Consider the following 15,190-nt stretch of genomic DNA (forward strand, 5'->3'; position numbering starts at 1 on the left):
GCCGGTCACCCCTCCCGGGCGCCCGCCAGGCCGTGGTCGTGCGCGTAGACCACGAGCTGCACCCGGTCGCGGAGCTCGAGCTTGCCGAGGATGCTCGAGATCTGCGACTTGACGGTCGACTCGGTGACGAACTCCTTCGCCGCGATCTCGGCGTTCGAGAGCCCTCGGGACGCCCACCCGAAGACGATGCGCTCCCGGTCCGTCAGGGTCTGGAACGCCTCGGGCTGGGGAACAGGGGCTCGGTCGACGTCGGCGCCGAACAGCTGCGACAGGTCGTTCGGGGCGATCACCGAGCTGCCCTCGTGCACGGCCCGCACCGCGGCGAACAGGAACGGCGGTGTCGTGTCCTTGAGCAGGAACCCGCTCGCACCGAGCCGGATCGCGGTGGCGGCAGCGGGGTCGAGGCCGAACGTCGTGAGCACCACCACGCGGGGGAGCGGCCCCGGGACGGCGCCGGAGAACAGCTGGCGGACCGTCTCGACGCCGTCCATCCCGGCCATGCGCATGTCGAGCAGGACGACGTCGGGCCGCAGCTCCCGGACACGGTCGAGGGCCTCGGCGCCGTCCGAGGCCTCGCCCACCACCTGCATGTCGGGCTGCGCGTCGAGCACCACACGCAGGCCCGCCCGGAAGAGCGCCTGGTCGTCGGTGAGCAGGATGCGGATCGGGTCGGTCATCGGGTCGTCCCCCCTCGGACGTCGAACGGGATGCGGGCGCGCGCGACGAACACGGCGTCCAGCACGGCGGCGTCGAACGACCCGCCGATCGTGGTCAGTCGGGTCTGCATGCCGGTCAGGCCCCGGCCGGAGCCACGGGTCGACGTGACCGTCGGCTGCTCGGCGGTGGCGGTCGGCTGTCCTGCGGTCGCGGTCGCGGTCGCGGTCGCGCGGACGGGGACGGCGCCGGTGGCCGCCGCGGCGAGCTCCTCGAGCCCGAGCCCGGGACCGACCGGCAGCGCGTCCGACGGGACGGCGTTCTCCACCTCGAGCACGAGGTCGGCGGACCGCCAGGTCTCCCGGACCTCGACGGCACCGCCCGGCGACCCGTGCCGGAGGGCGTTCGTGAGCATCTCCTGCAGGACCCGGCGGGCAGCCGTGCCGTGCACCGCGCCGAGCGGTCGGGCGACACCGCGCACGGCGTGCTCGACGTCCACCCCGGCGTCGCGGATGCCGCGGACGATCTCCTCGAAGGACGTCGGGTCGCTCGCGGTGTCCGACCCGTCGATGTGCCCGAGGACCTGTCGCACCTCGACCAGGGAGCTCCGGGCGGTGCTGGCGATGGTGGCGCTGACCTCGCGGATCCGCGCCTCGTCGTCGAGGAAGGGCACCGAGTCCGCCTGCGCGATGATGACCGCGAGCGAGTGGCCGACGACGTCGTGCACGTCGCGGGCGATGTCTGCACGGATGCGTTCCGCCTCGGCCTCGTCGACCGCGCGCGTGGCCACGGCCTCGGCACGGTTGGCCACGGCCTCCGCCCGGCTGGCGGCCGCCTCGGCGTCGGCACGCCGGACGGCCTCGGCGTTCTGCGACCGGATCGCCCGACCGGCGAGACCAGCCGCCCAGAAGGAGAGCAGGACGAGTGCCGGGGCGGCCAGGACGAGGACGACCTGGTCACGCGGCCCGTTCAGCAGCAGTGCGTAGCGGTAACCGGTCGTGGAAAGGTACATCGACGCCGAAGCCCCGGCGACCACGGCGAGCAGACCGGCCAGCACGGCCTCGAACCGCGTCCCGACGACGGCGACGGTGCCGATGACGACGGCGATGGCGAGGTCGACCAACGACGGTCGCTCGCCGCCGGCCACCTGCACCGCGCCCAGGGCGACGGTCGCGGTCATCGCCGCGCTCGGCGAGAGGCGGCGGACGGCGATGGCGACGGTGGCGATCGCGACGGCGAGGGGGCTGGCGTGCTCGAGCTCGACGTCGATCGGGGCGGCGGACACCAGCGCGGCGAGGCCCGCCCAGAGGAGGTCGACGACGACCGACCGGGTCCGCATCGGCCGGAGGAACGTGCGCCGGTCCGTCACGGCTCGATCATCGCACGACGCGGGCTCACGGCACGGGGGACATCGCGACGAGGGCCACCGCGGTGACGACGATGATCGCCGCGCAGGTGGCGAGGGTGGCGATCACGTGCTTGGTCGAGCTCTCCATGCCACCGAGCCTGTCGGTCGACCCGGTCGTCGGACATCGTGCGGAGGGACGAACGGGGTCGTCCTGCAGGACGAACCCGTCAGATCGTCAGTTGTCCCAGCACGCGGTGCCCGATCGACACCGACTCCCCGCTGACGACCGAGCGCGGGGACGACAGGAACGCGACGAGGTCGGCGATCTGCTGCGGGCTGGACTCGCCACCGGCCCCGGGCTGCACCGTCCTGGCGGGATCGTCCGTCACCGCACCGGGGTTCACCACGTTCACGGTGACCCCCGTGCCGACGGACTGGTCGGCCAGGTTCCCCGCGATGATGCTCGTCGCCGCGTTCCGGAGCGAGGTCGTGACGTTGCCGGACAGGTAGGCGTTCTGCCCGCTCACCACCACCACGCGGCCGAAGCCCGCCTCGCGCTGCACGGGCAGCACGGCGTTCGCGACCCGGAGGAAGCCCAGTGCCTTGCCGTCGATCGCCGCGGCGACCTGATCGGGGTCCGACGCACGCTCCGGGTCGAGGGTCCCGGCCGCCGGCGCGGCGGCGACGACGAGGATGTCGATGCGTCCGTGCTGGTCGAGGACGCGGGCGACCCCGGCGTCCACCGACTCCTGCGACGCGGTGTCCATCGCCACGGCGTCGTCCCCGTCGGCGTTCCGCGACGCGACGACGACCCGGGCGCCCTCGCGACGCAGGGTCTCGGCGACGACGGAGCCGATGTACCCCCGTCCGCCGACGACGAGGGCGACACGGCCGGTGAGTTCGAGGTCCATGCGCCACACGCTAGGCCGATCACCCGCGCCCGGACCGGGGGCAGCGGGACGTCGTCCGCGCGATCCGGCCAACGGACCCGCGCGATCCGTCCACCCCGGACGCCCGCCCAGTCACCCGAGCGGAGCGTCGGCCACGACGACGGACCCCGCCGCGCCGCCGCGCACCACGACGACGTGACGACCATCGAGACAGGAGAACGAGTTGTACTTCCACAAGCAGGAGCTCCAGTTCAAGGCCACCCCCGACAAGCCCGACGCGGTGTACGCGCGCAAGCTGCAGGAGGTGCTCGGGGGTCAGTACGGCGAGATCTCCGTCGCCCTGCAGTACCAGTTCCAGGCGTGGAACATGCACATCCCGGGCAAGTACCGCGACATGGTGTTCGGCATCGGGGCCGAGGAGATGGGCCACGTCGAGATGCTCGCGACGATGATCGCGCAGCTGCTCGAGAAGAGCCCGCTCGGCATCACCGAGGACGCGCTGCAGGACGACCCGACCGTGGCCGCGATCGTCGGCGGCACCGACGTACAGCACGCCATCGTCGCGGGTGCAGGCGCCCGTCCGGTCGACAGCAACGGCAACCCCTGGCAGGGTTCCTACATCACCGCGTCGGGCAACCTGCTCGCGGACTTCACGGCCAACGAGAACGCCGAGATGCAGGGCCGTGTCCAGGCTGCCCGGCTCTACCACATGACCGATGACCACGGCGTGCGGGACCTGCTGTCGTTCCTCATCGCCCGCGACACCATGCACCAGAACATGTGGGCGACCGCCGCAGCCGAGCTCCGCGAGCAGGGCGTCGAGGGCTTCCCGGTGCCGAGCAACTTCCCGCAGTCGAAGGAGCACACCGAGTTCAGCTACCAGTACCTCAACTTCTCGGACGGCAAGGAGGCCGGCGACGGCCCCTGGGCGAGCGGCCCGTCGTTCGACGGCAAGGGCGAGTACTCGTACCACGACGGCCCCACGTCGTCGGTGCCGATGCCGCCGCCCACGCACCCGGACGTGCGGTTCTACGGCACGACGGAGCTGCCGAACGTGGTCGAGAAGACCGCCGGGCTCGTGCAGGACACGCTCAACAAGGAGTGACGGTCCGCCGGTCGCGCGGCCTCACCACCCGACGCGACCGGGAGACGGACGGGAGGCGCGGTGCCAGCCGGTACCGCGCCTCCCGTCCGTCACGTGGTCACGCCGTCACGACTCCACGCCCACCGTCGCCAGCGCGGCGGTGTCGTCGTCGCGCGGTGCGCGCGGTGGCTCGAAGATGCCGGACCAGAGGCGCGTCGCGCTCCAGAGTGCGATGAGCGCGACCGTGCCGGCAACCGCGGCGAGCCAGGGGACGAGCGGGACCTGTGCCCACGCGCCGGGCGCGACCAGCCAGGTGAGGAAGTTCCCCGCCGTGCTGCCGGCCGCGCCGAGGAGCACGGCCACCCGACGGTCCAGGCTCGTCGCGACCAGCGCTCCCGTCACGACCGCGACGGCGAGGAAGGCGTTGATGATCGTCGTCACCGCACGCCCCCGGACTACTCGGCGGAATCGCTGCCGACCACGAGCTGCTGCGCCCCGCCACCGGTGGTGACGTCGATCTTCCGGGGCTTCGCGGACTCCTTGACCGGGATCGTGACGCTCAGCACGCCGTTGTCGTAGGCGGCACTGATGCGCGCGGTGTCGAGGTGGTCACCGAGCGTCAGCTGCCGGACGAACGTGCCCGGCTGGCGCTCACGGGTGAGCCACTGCGAGCCCTCCGGGGCACCGAGCGTGCGCTCGGCGCGGATGGTGAGCACCGAACCGTCGACGTCGACGTCGACCGAACCCGGGTCGATGCCCGGCAGGTCGACGTCGAGGACGTAGTGGTCGCCGGTCCGGTACAGGTCCATCGGCATCGAGCGGGGAGCACCGGCGCCGGCACCGAGCAGGGAGCCGGCGAGTCGGTCGAGCTCGCGGAACGGGTCGAACTGCATCGTCACCGAGATCAACTCCTTCGTCCTTGTTGAGTCCCTTCGACTCAACTGCGTCATGTTCTAGCACTCTCCCCTCAGGAGTGCCAAGAGAACGCTCGGAGGGCGCTGGGAGCACCGGGTCGCCGACGATCAGTGGTCGCCGCGGTGCGCGATCTCGCGGTGGAGGTGCTCGAGTGCGGGGAGCGCTGCGGCCAGCGCGGTTCGGTCCTCGGGGGACAGCCGGTCGAGCGCCTCGACGAGCACGGCGGTCGACGCCTCGTCGTAGGCGGCGAGCCGTTCCTCGGCCAGGGGTGTCAGGCGGAGTTCGGTCCGGCGTCCGTCACCCGCTGCCAGTCGTCGCTCGAGGAGCCCGGCGGTCTCCATCGCCGACACGAGGTTGCTCACCGTCGAGCGAGCGAGTCCGAGCCGACCGGCGAGGGCCGAGGGCGTGGTCGTGGTCCCCGTCAGGGCCCGCATCACCTCGACCTGGGCGTCGGGCAGGTCCGGCAGGTCGGCGACCTCGCGCGACGTGCGGAGGAGGGCGCGTCGGAACGGGCCGATGCGGTCGCTCAGCCTGCGCGCGACCTGCGTCGTGCCGCCCGGTCCGTCCGTACCCTGCACACACGGCAACCTAGCAGCGAGGTTTGTTTGCAACAAAACCAGTTCGGTAGCAAACTCGACGCATGACCACGCAGACCTCCGTCGAGCACCCCGAACCGCCCCAGGACCTCACCGGCATCGTCGGCCACCGGTTCGTCTACACGTACGCCAACGGCTGGCAGTACGAGATGTACGTCAAGAACGCGACGACCATCGACTACCGCATCCACACCGGCCACGTCGGCGGCCGCTGGGTGAAGGACCAGACCGTCGACCTCGTCGCCCTCGCCCCCGGCGTCTACAAGGTGTCCTGGAACGAGCCGACCGGTACCAGCGTCGTCGTCAACGTCGTTCCGGAGCAGCGCGTCCTGCACGGCACGATCTTCTTCCCGCGCTGGATCGAGCTCGACGGGCAGAAGACCGTGCTGTTCCAGAACGACCACCTGGACGAGATGCACCGCTTCCGCGACGAGGGTCCGACCTACCCGATCTACGTCGTGCCGGAGTTCGCGCACATCACCCTGTTCGAGCACGTCGGTGCGGACGACGAGACCGTGATCGACACCGCTCCCGGTGACCTGCCGGCCGGCTGGGCGGACCGGACGAACTGATGTCCGTCGTGCCGCTGCGGGGCGCCGATCCCCGCACCACCCCGACCACGCTCGACCACCACGGTCGGACGGTCCGCGGCTGGCAGTGGGAGCCGCAGGACGGTGCGGCCGCGGATGCGCCCGTCGTACTGCTCGTGCACGGCTTCAGCGACAGTGCGCTCGGCGGGCACCAGCTGTTCGTGCAGACCGCGCGGCACCTGGTCGCCCGAGGCGCGGTCGTCCGCAGCCACGACCGACTCGGACAGGGCGTCAGTGACGGGGAGTTCGCGGACATCACCATCCGTGACGAGGTGGAGCAGGTCGTCACGATGATCCGCGCCGCCGACCGTGGGCAGGGCGTGCACGTCGTCGCGCACAGCCTGGGGGCCGTCGAGTCGGCGCTCGCCGCTGCGCGGGAGCCCTCGCTCGTCCAGACGCTCACGCTGTGGTCGCCCGCCGGCGTCGTCGTGGACGACATCACGGAGCACGACGTGATCCAGGGGCAGCCGCTCGCCCCGGTGCGCGAGCGCGGCTGGTTCGACTTCGGCGGGATGCCCCTCGGTGGCGCGTTCATCGCCGACGTGCAGGACGACCTCGACGTGTACGGGCCGGTGTCGGGCTACGGCGGACCGGTCGACGTGGTGCACGGCAGCGAGGACGCGATCGTACCGGTGTCGTACGGTCGCCGGTACGCCGACCTCCTGCCGGGTGCGCGACTCACGGTCGTCGACGGTGCGGACCACGCCTGGTCCTCGGTGCCCTTCCGCGAGCGGCTCCTGGCGCTGCTGGACGAGCGGCTCGGCCTGCGCTGACGCCACCGTCCCGCACGACGCGACGTCGGCGGCAACTCGCAGCGGTACAGCGCTGCGAGCGACCGCCGACGTTGCGTTCCGTGATCCGCGCCGGGCCAGGCCGGACGGAGCCGGTCCGGGGTCAGCTCACCTGACCGGAACGGGCTCCCGACCACAGGTCGACGTCGAGCACGCCGACCGAGTGCTCGTCGATGCGGCGCAGCTCGTCGTCCGTGAAGGACAGGTTGCCGAGCGCCGCGACGTTCTGCTCGAGCTGCTCGACGCGCGACGCCCCGATGACGAGCGAGGTCACCCGCTCGTCGCGCAGTGCCCACGCGAGTGCGAGCTGCGCGAGGCTCTGCCCGCGGTCGGACGCGATGTCGTTCAACGCCCGCAGGTGTCCGACGACCTCGTCCGTCAGGGACCCGGCGTCGAGGGACTTCCCGGCGGCGGCGCGCGAGTCCTCCGGCACGCCGTCGAGGTACCGCCCGGTGAGCAGGCCCTGCGCGAGCGCGGTGAAGCCGATCACGCCGAAGCCCAGGTCGCCCGCGGCGTCGAGCAGGCCCTCGTCCTGGATCCAGCGGTTGAGCATCGAGTAGGAGGGCTGGTGGATGAGGAGCGGCGTGCCCAGGTCGCGGAGGATCTCGGCGGCCTGTCGGGAGCGCTCCGCGTCGTAGGACGAGATCCCGACGTAGAGCGCCTTGCCCTGCTGGACCGCGGTGTGGAGTGCGCCCATGGTCTCCTCGAGCGGGGTCGAGGCGTCGAGGCGGTGCGAGTAGAAGACGTCGACGTAGTCCAGGCCCATCCGCTCGAGCGACTGGTCGAGCGAGGCGAGCACGTACTTCCGCGAGCCGCCGCCCTGCCCGTACGGCCCGGGCCACATGTCCCAGCCCGCCTTCGTCGAGATCACCATCTCGTCGCGGTAGGGACGGAAGTCCTCCCGCATCAGCCGACCGAAGTTCACCTCGGCGGCGCCGTAGGGCGGGCCGTAGTTGTTCGCGAGGTCGTGGTGCGTGATGCCGAGGTCGAACGCCCGGCGGCTGATCGCCCGCTGCGTCTCGAAGGGCTTGTCGTCGCCGAAGTTGTGCCAGTAGCCCAGCGAGAGCAGTGGCAGGTCGAGGCCGGAGCGGCCGGTCCGGCGGTAGGGCATGGAGTCGTAGCGGTCGTCCGCGGCGATGTAGGACATGGGACCCATCCTGGCCTCGCCCGGTCGAGTGCCGCGCGAACCGTACAGAACGCGAAAGGTTCGTTGCACTGATCGTTCGCGTCGTGAAACAGTTCAGTCGTCCGACCAGGACGGCAACGACGTAGGAAGGCGGGATCAGTCATGCACAGCACGTACTCCGGGATGCCGCGCACCACACGGATGTCCGCGACCCACACGCGGGTCGGCCTGACCGACCCCGCCGTGATCGACGCCTGGGTGTCCCGGCGCATCCAGGACCCGTCGCTCCTGTCGACGCGCAGCGAACCGTCGTACGCTGACTTCTTCACGGCGCCCACCGCGTAGCCACCCGCTCCGACCGGATCCGCCCGACAGAGAGACCCCACCAGCCGATGCCCCTGACCGTCGTCCGCCGTGAGCACGTCCACCTCTACGCCAGGGAGCCGCGGTCGAAGGCCGCGAAGGTCGCCGTCGACGCGCTCCTGCGTCTGCAGCACGTCGAGGAGCAGCAGCTCGAGCAGGCCCGCACCGAGAGCGGCCTGACGAAGAACGAGTTCCTGACGGTGCGGTACATGCTGCAGGCGCACCGGGACGGTCGGGCGATGGGCCCGAAGGACCTCGCCGTCATGCTCAACGTCTCGAACGCGTCGGTCACGAAGATCGTCGACGGGCTCGCGGCGAAGGGCGACATCGTCCGCGTCCCGCACCCCACCGACCGACGGGCGCAGGTGCTCGAGCCGACGGTGCAGGCCGCCGAGAAGATCGACTCGTCGTACGCCCGGTTCCACGAGGCCGTGGTCGGCGTGATGGACCACCTGTCGAGCGAGGACAACGAGGTGCTCGCGCGCTGCCTGTCGCAGATCACCGATGCCCTCGCGGTCGGGACCCCGACACCCGTCGACGAGTACACGGTCGACCCCGACGGCGCTGCGGAGCCGAACGACTCCTAGCGGCGACCGCAGGGTGGTGCGAAAACCTTCCAGCGGTAAGTTGGGGGGATGACGCACGAGGTCGACGAGGACGGCGCGACCCCGCCCCGGCGCGGCGGGTACCGCAAGGGCGCCGAACGCCGTGCGCAGATCCTCGACGAGATGATCCGCATGGTCGCGGCGCAGGGCGTCGACGCGTCGTCGCTCCGCTCGGTCGCCGACGCGCTCGGGATCACCCACGCGGCGCTCCGGCACTACTTCCCGAGCCGCGACGAACTGCTGCTCGCCGTCTACCGCGAGCACGAGGTGCGTGAGCAGGACGCCCCGGACCGCCTGCGGTCCGCGATCGGCGACATGCGGGAGAGCGCGTCGCGGAACCGCGCGGTCCCCGGGCTCGTGCAGCTCTACACGACGCTCGCGGCCGACGCCGTGCAGGAGGGGCACCCCGCAACGCGCGACTTCATGCGCGAGCGCTTCACCCGGCTCCGCGCCGACCTCGCCGAGCTGATCGCCGCGGACCAGGCCGCCGGACGGATCCGGGCCGACCTGGACCCGGTCGACCTGGCCAGCCTCGGCATCGCCGCGTCCGACGGCCTGCAGGTGCAGTGGCTGCTCGACCCGGAGGCGGTCGACGGCGAGCGGGTGCTCCGCCTGCTCGAGTCGATCATCCCCGCAGCCGAGGACTGACGCCGGTCCCGGCGACGCGACCACGGCTCCGTCTCGACGCGTGGCGGACGGGAGGCGCGGCGCGGTGCCGCCACGAGCCTCCCGTCCGCCGCCCGGTCGCGACTACGGCGTCGACGCGCCGTCCGCGATGTTCGCGGTGACCGCGTCGATGTACGCAGCGCGCTCCGCGCGCGTCTGGGGGCGACCCGGCACACCGGGCCGTTCCTCCCACGGGCGCGGGCCGGACTCGTGCCGGTACGCGACGCCGAGCGCGTCGAGCCGGGCGAGGTGGTGCGTCAACCGCTGCCGGAACTCCTCGATGTCGCGAGGGCGGGCGACGTCCGCCGACCAGAGCGCCTCGGACAGGGCGACCACGCGCGGGAACAGCTGGTAGTCGAGTCGGCCGACGGTGTCGACGTGCTCGGTCCACATGTTCGCCTGCCCACCGATGACGTGTGCCCGCTCCGCCTCGGTGAGCTCCGCGGGCACCGGGTCGAAGGCGTACACGTCGTCGACGGTGAGCACGATCGACACCGGGATCGGCTCGTTCGGCAGGTCGCTCTGCCGGTAGTCGAGGTAGACCTGGTCGTCCGGTGTCGAGATGACGTCGTGCCCACGCCGTGCGGCGGTGATCGCACCCTGCAACCCGCGCCACGAGACGACGGTCGCCGACGGGGACAGCGTGCCGCCCTCGAGGATCTCGTCCCACCCGAACGCCCGGCGTCCGTGCGACTCGAGGTGCGCCGCGAGCTGCCCGACGATCCAGGCCTGCAGCTGCTCCTCGTCCGCGAGGCCGAGCTCCCGGATGCGCTCCTGGGTGCGGGGATCGTCCTCCCACTGGTCCTTCGGGCACTCGTCGCCGCCGAGGCCGATGTACTCGGAGGGGAAGAGCGCGACGACCTCGTCGAGCACGTCCGTGAAGAACCGCACCGTGCTGTCCTCGGCGTTCATCACGTCGTGCGCGATGCCCCACTCGGTCCACACGTCGAGCTGCCGCTCCGGGTGCACGCCGAGCTCCGGGTACGCGGCCAGCGCGGCGCGGACGTGTCCGGGTGTCTCGATCTCCGGCACGACCGTGACGAACCGGTCGGCCGCGTAGGCCACGATCTCGCGGATGTCGTCCTGGGTGTAGGAGCCGCCGTGCGGGCGTCCGTCCTTCCCTGCGACCCGGAGCGTGCCGTCCGCGTCCGGCACGTGTGCGCCGACCTGCGACTCGGTGCGCCACGACCCGACCTCGGTGAGCCGCGGGTACTTCGTGATCTCGATGCGCCAGCCCTGGTCCTCGGTCAGGTGGAAGTGCAGGCGGTTGAGCCGGTGCACGGCGAGCTGGTCGACGAGGCGCAGGACCTCCGCCTTCGTGCGGAAGTGCCGGGCGACGTCGAGCATCACGCCGCGCCAGGCGAAGGCCGGGGCGTCCTCGACGACCGTCACCGGGAGCATCCACCCCTCGGTGCGCACCTGGCCGCGGCGGTACACGTCGGCGGGGAGCAGCTGGAGCAGTGCCTGGACGCCGTAGAAGACGCCGGCGGGGCCGCCGCCGGTGACGACGACGCCCTCGGTGGTGACCTCCAGCCGGAAGGCCTCCGAGCGGTCACCGCCGGGGCCCTCCGGCAGGTCACTCGGATCGGCGGCGATCCGGAGGGCGACCAGGGGGACGTCGGTCGCGCCGGCGGCGCCGAACAGGGGGAGACGGGTGGAGGCGCGCAGGACCTGCTGCAGGTACTGCGCGACCGGCTCGGCCGCGGGGTCGGCGGTGACGCGGGTCCGCTCGTCGAGGGTGAACGAGCCGGCGCCGTCGACGCGGGAGCGGGGGCTGGGGATGAGCATGCGGTGATGTCCTTCCGGGGTGGTCGGGGACGGATCGGGATGGTCAGAGGCGGAACGGGTTCGTGCGGGTGACGGCGAGCAGGTACCAGGCCGTCGCACCGGTGTGCAGGCTCGAGTGGTAGAGGTCGCCGAACCCGGTGTCGAGTCCGTCGGACGACGCCGAGACGATGCCCTTCCCGTCGCCGTTCGCCTGCGTGCGCTGCGCGAGCTGGACGCTGTCGAGGACCGAGGCGGACCGGGTGCGGTCCGTTCGCGTGCCCCGCGCCTCCAGGGCGAGCGCCAGCTGACCGGACCCCTCGAACCAGACCTTGCTGACGTCCGTGTCCGAGAAGGACGGGCCGGTGTACGGACCGTCGTGGGCGATGAGGTGGTCGAGCACCCAGGTGACCGATGCGGAGTACCGGCGATCGAGCGTGGCGAGGTACGCCCAGACCTGCACGTCCTCGGGGATCGGCGTGCGGTTGATCGTCGTGCCGTCCGGGTCGGTGCCGGTCCAGAGGTGCCCGTCGGTCCGGTCCTGCATCGCGCGGACGAAGGTCTCCGCCAGGGTCGCTCGTCGGGACCAGGTGCGGTCGCCGGTGAGCCGGGCGAGCTGGGTGAAGAACGCCGTCACGTCGATGTTGTGCTCGGTCGACTTGTAGGTGATCGGCTGGTCGTCGGCGTTCCGTCCGCCCGTGTACCCGGCGGGCTGCCGTACGTCGTCGCGGGCGTTCGTCTCGATCCAGGCGCCGAGCCGGAGCGCGCCGTCGAGGAACCGACGTTCCCGGGTGACCACGAACAAGCGGCAGAACGCCATGCCGACCCACGACTGGATCCCCGTGTAGGCGGCGGGGGAACCGATGTCGATCGGACGCGGGGGCGTCGCGACGGGGAAGGTGTCGGGTTGGTACGAGGCCCGGGTCCGACCGTCGCCGATCGGGTCCGCAGCCTGCAGCGCCAGCAGGGTGTCCCCGAGCACCGTGGCCCGCTGGACGTCGCGGTGCCGGCCCCGGCCGAGCCAGGCCAGCACCATGAGGGCATCGTCGTAGGCGAACGACGACACGAACTCGGTGGGCAGCGACGCGAAGTACCCACCGAAGTAGCTGCGGGGGAGGCGGAGCTCCGTGCCGGAGCCGTACTCGTCCATGCGGAGGTCGAGGTACTCGTAGGCGAGGTCGCGGGAACGGGCGTGCGACACCGGACCGGTCGGGGGTCGAGCACCCCCGCGCGGTACGGCCGGCGGCATCGCGGCGGCGATGCCCGGGGCGCCGAGCGTGACCGCGGCGGACGCGACGGTCGCCGCGGCGCCGAGCACGATCCCTCGGCGCGTCAGCGTGCCGCTCGCTCGGGGGCTGTCGTGGTCGGAGGGACGGGATGGTCCGGTCATGGCGTGCTCACTTCCGCTGCGTCGGGACGCGATCGGTGGGTTCGAGGCTTCGGTGGTGCGGGCGGCCGGTCGACCGCGGTCAGGCGGTCGAGACGGCTGGCTCGAGCGCGGTCAGGCGGTCGAGACGGCCGGCGCGGGCGCGAGGAACGCGGCCCCGAGTGCGGCGAGCGGACGGTCGACGGGGGCGATGTGGACCCTGGACGACAGGTCGAGCGAGGCGGCGAAGGGGGACGTGCGCGCGGCGCCGTCGAAGCCGGCGCGCACGGGGGCGAGCAGGCGTTCGCCGAGGGTGGCGAGCCCACCGCCGACGACGACCGACTCGACGTCGGCCGTGACGACGAGGATGCGCACGGCCGATGCGAGGCCCGAGACGAAGCGGTCGCGGACGGCGACGGCAGCGGGATCACCCGCGTCGGCCGAGTCGAACAGGGCCGTCGCTGCGGAGCTGCCGTGGCCCGGCCACGCGACTGCCAGGGCGGACCCCGATGCGAGGGTCTCGAGGCAGCCGCGCTGACCGCACACGCAGGGCTGCCCGTCCGGCACGACCGGGATGTGCCCGACCTCGCCGGCGTTGCCCCGTGCTCCGCGCCACAGGCGCCGGTCGACGACGAGTCCGGCGGCGAGTCCCGTCCCGATGTTCAGGTACGCGTGCGGCCCGTCGAGCTGCATCGCCTGCGCGGCACCGAGCGCGGCGACGTTCACGTCGTTCTCGACCTGGACCGCCGCGCCCGTCGCAGCGGCCACCAGCGGACCGAGTGCGACCTCCGAGAGCCCGAGGTTGACAGCGTGTCGCACCCAGCCGGTCTCGTGGTCGACCAGACCGGGGACACCGATGCCGATGGTGTCCGCGGTCGAGCGCGTCCGGACCTCGAGCGACCGGACGACGGCGAGCGTCTCGGCCACCACCGCGTCGGGCCCGAAGCCGGTCGGGACCCGGACCCGATCGACCACGTCGCCCGCCGGTGAGACGGCGACGGCGTCGATCTTCGTCCCGCCGATGTCGAGGCCGATCCTCATGGTGCTCCCGTCCTGGGGGTGCGCGGCCTCGTCAGCGAGGACGCGGCGTCAAGGCTGCGCATGCGGGTTAGTAAACACGCCTAACTGGACGCTGGCAAGAGCGTGTCGAGCAGTGTTTCCGCGAGATCACGGGGCTGTTACGGCTCCAGATCGGTGCTTGACATCGGATTAGGAACGGTCCTTTACTAAGGCAACCACTCGGAGGGAGGAACCCCATTGGCGAACGACACGGATGCTCCGGCACCCTTCGCGGCGCAGGTACGGCGTCAACGGAGCAAGGCCCTGCCGCAGCACAGCCGGGCGCTCAACCGCTCCCTGATCCTGCAGACGCTCTTCACCGACGGCGCGATGAGCCGAGCGGACCTCTCCCGGCACTCGGGGCTCACCCGGCCGACCGTCTCCGGTCTGGTCGCCGAACTCGAGGCCGATGCCCTCGTCACCGAACTCGGGCCCCGCGAGGACCTGCGCGTCGGGAAGCCCGCGACCCTGATCAACCTGAACGTCGACGCCTTCCACATCGTCGTCGTGGACCTCTCCGTCCCCGACCACTTCGTCGGGGCGGTCACGAACCTGCGTGGCGACGTCGTCGACAGCGCGAAGATCGAGGTCGACGGTGCCGTCGGGGACCAGGCCCTCAACCGCATCATCCGACTCGTCGAGCGCCTGGCGGCGACGACGTCGCGTCGCCTGCTCGGGATCGCCGTCGGGTGCCCCGGCGTCATCGACGAGACGGGCACGGTCCTCGACTCGGTCGCACTCGGGGGCGGCTTGCCCCTGCAGCGGCAGCTCGCCGAGCACTTCCGGCTCCCGGTGCACGTCCTCAACGACGCGAACGTCGCGGCGCTCGGCGTCCACGCCTTCGAGGTCGACCCGACCCGGGACGTGCTCGTCGTCGCGCTCGAGCACGGCGTGGGGACGGGGATGGTGCTCGGCGGACGACTCGTGCTCGGCGAGCGCTACGCGGCAGGTGAGATCGGCCACCTGACGATCGACGAGGACGGCGAGCCGTGCCCCTGCGGGCGCCGTGGGTGCCTCGAGGTGATCATCGGGGCCGACCACCTGGCTCGGCGGCTCGACGCTGCCCCCGTCGCCGACCGTGCCGGCCTCCTCCGGTCTGCGGGGGACACCCTCGGCCGGGTGCTCGCTCCGATCGTCAGTGCCGTGAACATCACCGAGATCGTCGTCACCGGGCCCGCTGACCTCGTCGAGGGCCCCCTCGTGCAAGCCGTGCACGACACCGTCTCGGCCCGCACGCTCGCGAGCGTGGGTGACGACCTCGCCGTGACGGCCACGTCCACCAACAGCGACCTGATCCTCCGGGGCGGGGCAGCGTTCCTGCTCGCCGCGGAGCTCGGGGTCAGCTGATCCGACACAGCAGAACGACCACCAAG

General features: G+C 72.0%; 17 protein-coding genes. 7 read left to right on the top strand and 10 right to left on the bottom strand.

All coding sequences use genetic code 11. The features are described from left to right. Nucleotides 1-5: 5 nt before the first annotated feature. The 3 genes from J2X59_RS06035 to J2X59_RS06045 form a co-directional block, all read right to left on the bottom strand. Nucleotides 6-677, bottom strand: a complete 672-nt coding sequence (locus tag J2X59_RS06035) for a response regulator transcription factor (protein WP_326496038.1) — start codon at nucleotides 675-677, stop codon at nucleotides 6-8. Further along, complete coding sequence (locus J2X59_RS06040; protein ID WP_326496039.1) at nucleotides 674-2,023, bottom strand: sensor histidine kinase; 1,350 nt, start codon at nucleotides 2,021-2,023, stop codon at nucleotides 674-676. The genes J2X59_RS06035 and J2X59_RS06040 overlap by 4 nt, the downstream gene beginning before the upstream one ends. Before the next feature lie 206 nt (nucleotides 2,024-2,229). Continuing rightward, nucleotides 2,230-2,913, bottom strand: a complete 684-nt coding sequence (locus J2X59_RS06045) for an SDR family oxidoreductase (protein ID WP_326496040.1) — start codon at nucleotides 2,911-2,913, stop codon at nucleotides 2,230-2,232. 202 nt (nucleotides 2,914-3,115) lie between these two features. On the opposite strand from J2X59_RS06045, the gene J2X59_RS06050 reads away from it, so the two are divergent. Continuing rightward, nucleotides 3,116-3,997 (top strand): manganese catalase family protein, encoded by an 882-nt coding sequence (locus J2X59_RS06050; RefSeq protein ID WP_326496041.1) that lies wholly within the window; start codon nucleotides 3,116-3,118, stop codon nucleotides 3,995-3,997. 105 nt (nucleotides 3,998-4,102) lie between these two features. Here J2X59_RS06050 and J2X59_RS06055 read toward each other — a convergent pair whose 3' ends face one another. The 3 genes from J2X59_RS06055 to J2X59_RS06065 all read right to left on the bottom strand — a co-directional run bounded on the left by J2X59_RS06055 (nucleotide 4,103) and on the right by J2X59_RS06065 (nucleotide 5,469). After that, entirely contained in the window at nucleotides 4,103-4,417 is a 315-nt protein-coding gene (locus J2X59_RS06055) for a hypothetical protein (RefSeq protein WP_066651202.1), read from the bottom strand. Nucleotides 4,418-4,431: 14 nt separating this feature from the next. After that, complete coding sequence (locus J2X59_RS06060; RefSeq protein ID WP_326496101.1) at nucleotides 4,432-4,869, bottom strand: Hsp20/alpha crystallin family protein; 438 nt, start codon at nucleotides 4,867-4,869, stop codon at nucleotides 4,432-4,434. Nucleotides 4,870-4,998: 129 nt separating this feature from the next. Then, on the bottom strand, nucleotides 4,999-5,469 hold the full coding sequence (locus tag J2X59_RS06065; protein ID WP_326496042.1) for a MarR family winged helix-turn-helix transcriptional regulator: 471 nt from the start codon (nucleotides 5,467-5,469) through the stop codon (nucleotides 4,999-5,001). A gap of 62 nt (nucleotides 5,470-5,531) precedes the next feature. Here J2X59_RS06065 and J2X59_RS06070 point away from each other — a divergent pair, with 62 nt between their 5' ends. Both J2X59_RS06070 and J2X59_RS06075 read left to right on the top strand, forming a co-directional pair. Then, complete coding sequence (locus J2X59_RS06070) at nucleotides 5,532-6,059, top strand: phenolic acid decarboxylase (protein ID WP_326496043.1); 528 nt, start codon at nucleotides 5,532-5,534, stop codon at nucleotides 6,057-6,059. Beyond that, entirely contained in the window at nucleotides 6,059-6,850 is a 792-nt protein-coding gene (locus J2X59_RS06075) for an alpha/beta hydrolase (protein ID WP_326496044.1), read from the top strand. Before J2X59_RS06070 ends, J2X59_RS06075 begins: the two co-directional genes overlap by 1 nt. 121 nt (nucleotides 6,851-6,971) lie before the next feature. On the opposite strand, the gene mgrA is transcribed toward J2X59_RS06075, so the two are convergent. Continuing rightward, on the bottom strand, nucleotides 6,972-8,015 hold the full coding sequence (mgrA, locus tag J2X59_RS06080; protein ID WP_326496045.1) for an L-glyceraldehyde 3-phosphate reductase: 1,044 nt from the start codon (nucleotides 8,013-8,015) through the stop codon (nucleotides 6,972-6,974). Nucleotides 8,016-8,156: 141 nt separating this feature from the next. Here mgrA and J2X59_RS06085 point away from each other — a divergent pair, with 141 nt between their 5' ends. Genes J2X59_RS06085 through J2X59_RS06095 form a run of 3 tightly spaced genes read left to right on the top strand, consistent with a single transcriptional unit; the run spans nucleotide 8,157 to nucleotide 9,610 of the window. Further along, complete coding sequence (locus J2X59_RS06085; RefSeq protein WP_066651213.1) at nucleotides 8,157-8,339, top strand: hypothetical protein; 183 nt, start codon at nucleotides 8,157-8,159, stop codon at nucleotides 8,337-8,339. Between the two features lie 47 nt (nucleotides 8,340-8,386). Next, nucleotides 8,387-8,944: a MarR family winged helix-turn-helix transcriptional regulator gene (locus tag J2X59_RS06090; RefSeq protein WP_066651217.1), complete on the top strand. Its 558-nt coding sequence runs from the start codon at nucleotides 8,387-8,389 to the stop codon at nucleotides 8,942-8,944. A gap of 48 nt (nucleotides 8,945-8,992) precedes the next feature. Continuing rightward, nucleotides 8,993-9,610, top strand: coding sequence for a TetR/AcrR family transcriptional regulator (locus tag J2X59_RS06095; protein ID WP_326496046.1), 618 nt, complete (start codon nucleotides 8,993-8,995; stop codon nucleotides 9,608-9,610). A gap of 102 nt (nucleotides 9,611-9,712) precedes the next feature. On the opposite strand, the gene J2X59_RS06100 is transcribed toward J2X59_RS06095, so the two are convergent. The 3 genes from J2X59_RS06100 to J2X59_RS06110 all read right to left on the bottom strand — a co-directional run bounded on the left by J2X59_RS06100 (nucleotide 9,713) and on the right by J2X59_RS06110 (nucleotide 13,799). After that, nucleotides 9,713-11,416 carry a beta-N-acetylhexosaminidase gene (locus tag J2X59_RS06100; protein WP_326496047.1) on the bottom strand — a complete coding sequence of 568 codons (1,704 nt, stop codon included), beginning with the start codon at nucleotides 11,414-11,416 and terminating at the stop codon, nucleotides 9,713-9,715. Nucleotides 11,417-11,459: 43 nt separating this feature from the next. Next, entirely contained in the window at nucleotides 11,460-12,782 is a 1,323-nt protein-coding gene (locus tag J2X59_RS06105; protein WP_326496048.1) for a hypothetical protein, read from the bottom strand. Nucleotides 12,783-12,893: 111 nt separating this feature from the next. Further along, on the bottom strand, nucleotides 12,894-13,799 hold the full coding sequence (locus J2X59_RS06110; RefSeq protein ID WP_326496049.1) for an ROK family protein: 906 nt from the start codon (nucleotides 13,797-13,799) through the stop codon (nucleotides 12,894-12,896). A 216-nt stretch (nucleotides 13,800-14,015) separates the two neighbouring features. On the opposite strand from J2X59_RS06110, the gene J2X59_RS06115 reads away from it, so the two are divergent. After that, a complete protein-coding gene (locus tag J2X59_RS06115; RefSeq protein WP_251154378.1) occupies nucleotides 14,016-15,164 on the top strand; it encodes an ROK family transcriptional regulator in 1,149 nt (382 codons plus the stop codon). Nucleotides 15,165-15,190 lie beyond the last annotated feature (26 nt).

This window comes from Curtobacterium sp. 260, assembly GCF_030803485.1.
Lineage (GTDB): Bacteria > Actinomycetota > Actinomycetes > Actinomycetales > Microbacteriaceae > Curtobacterium.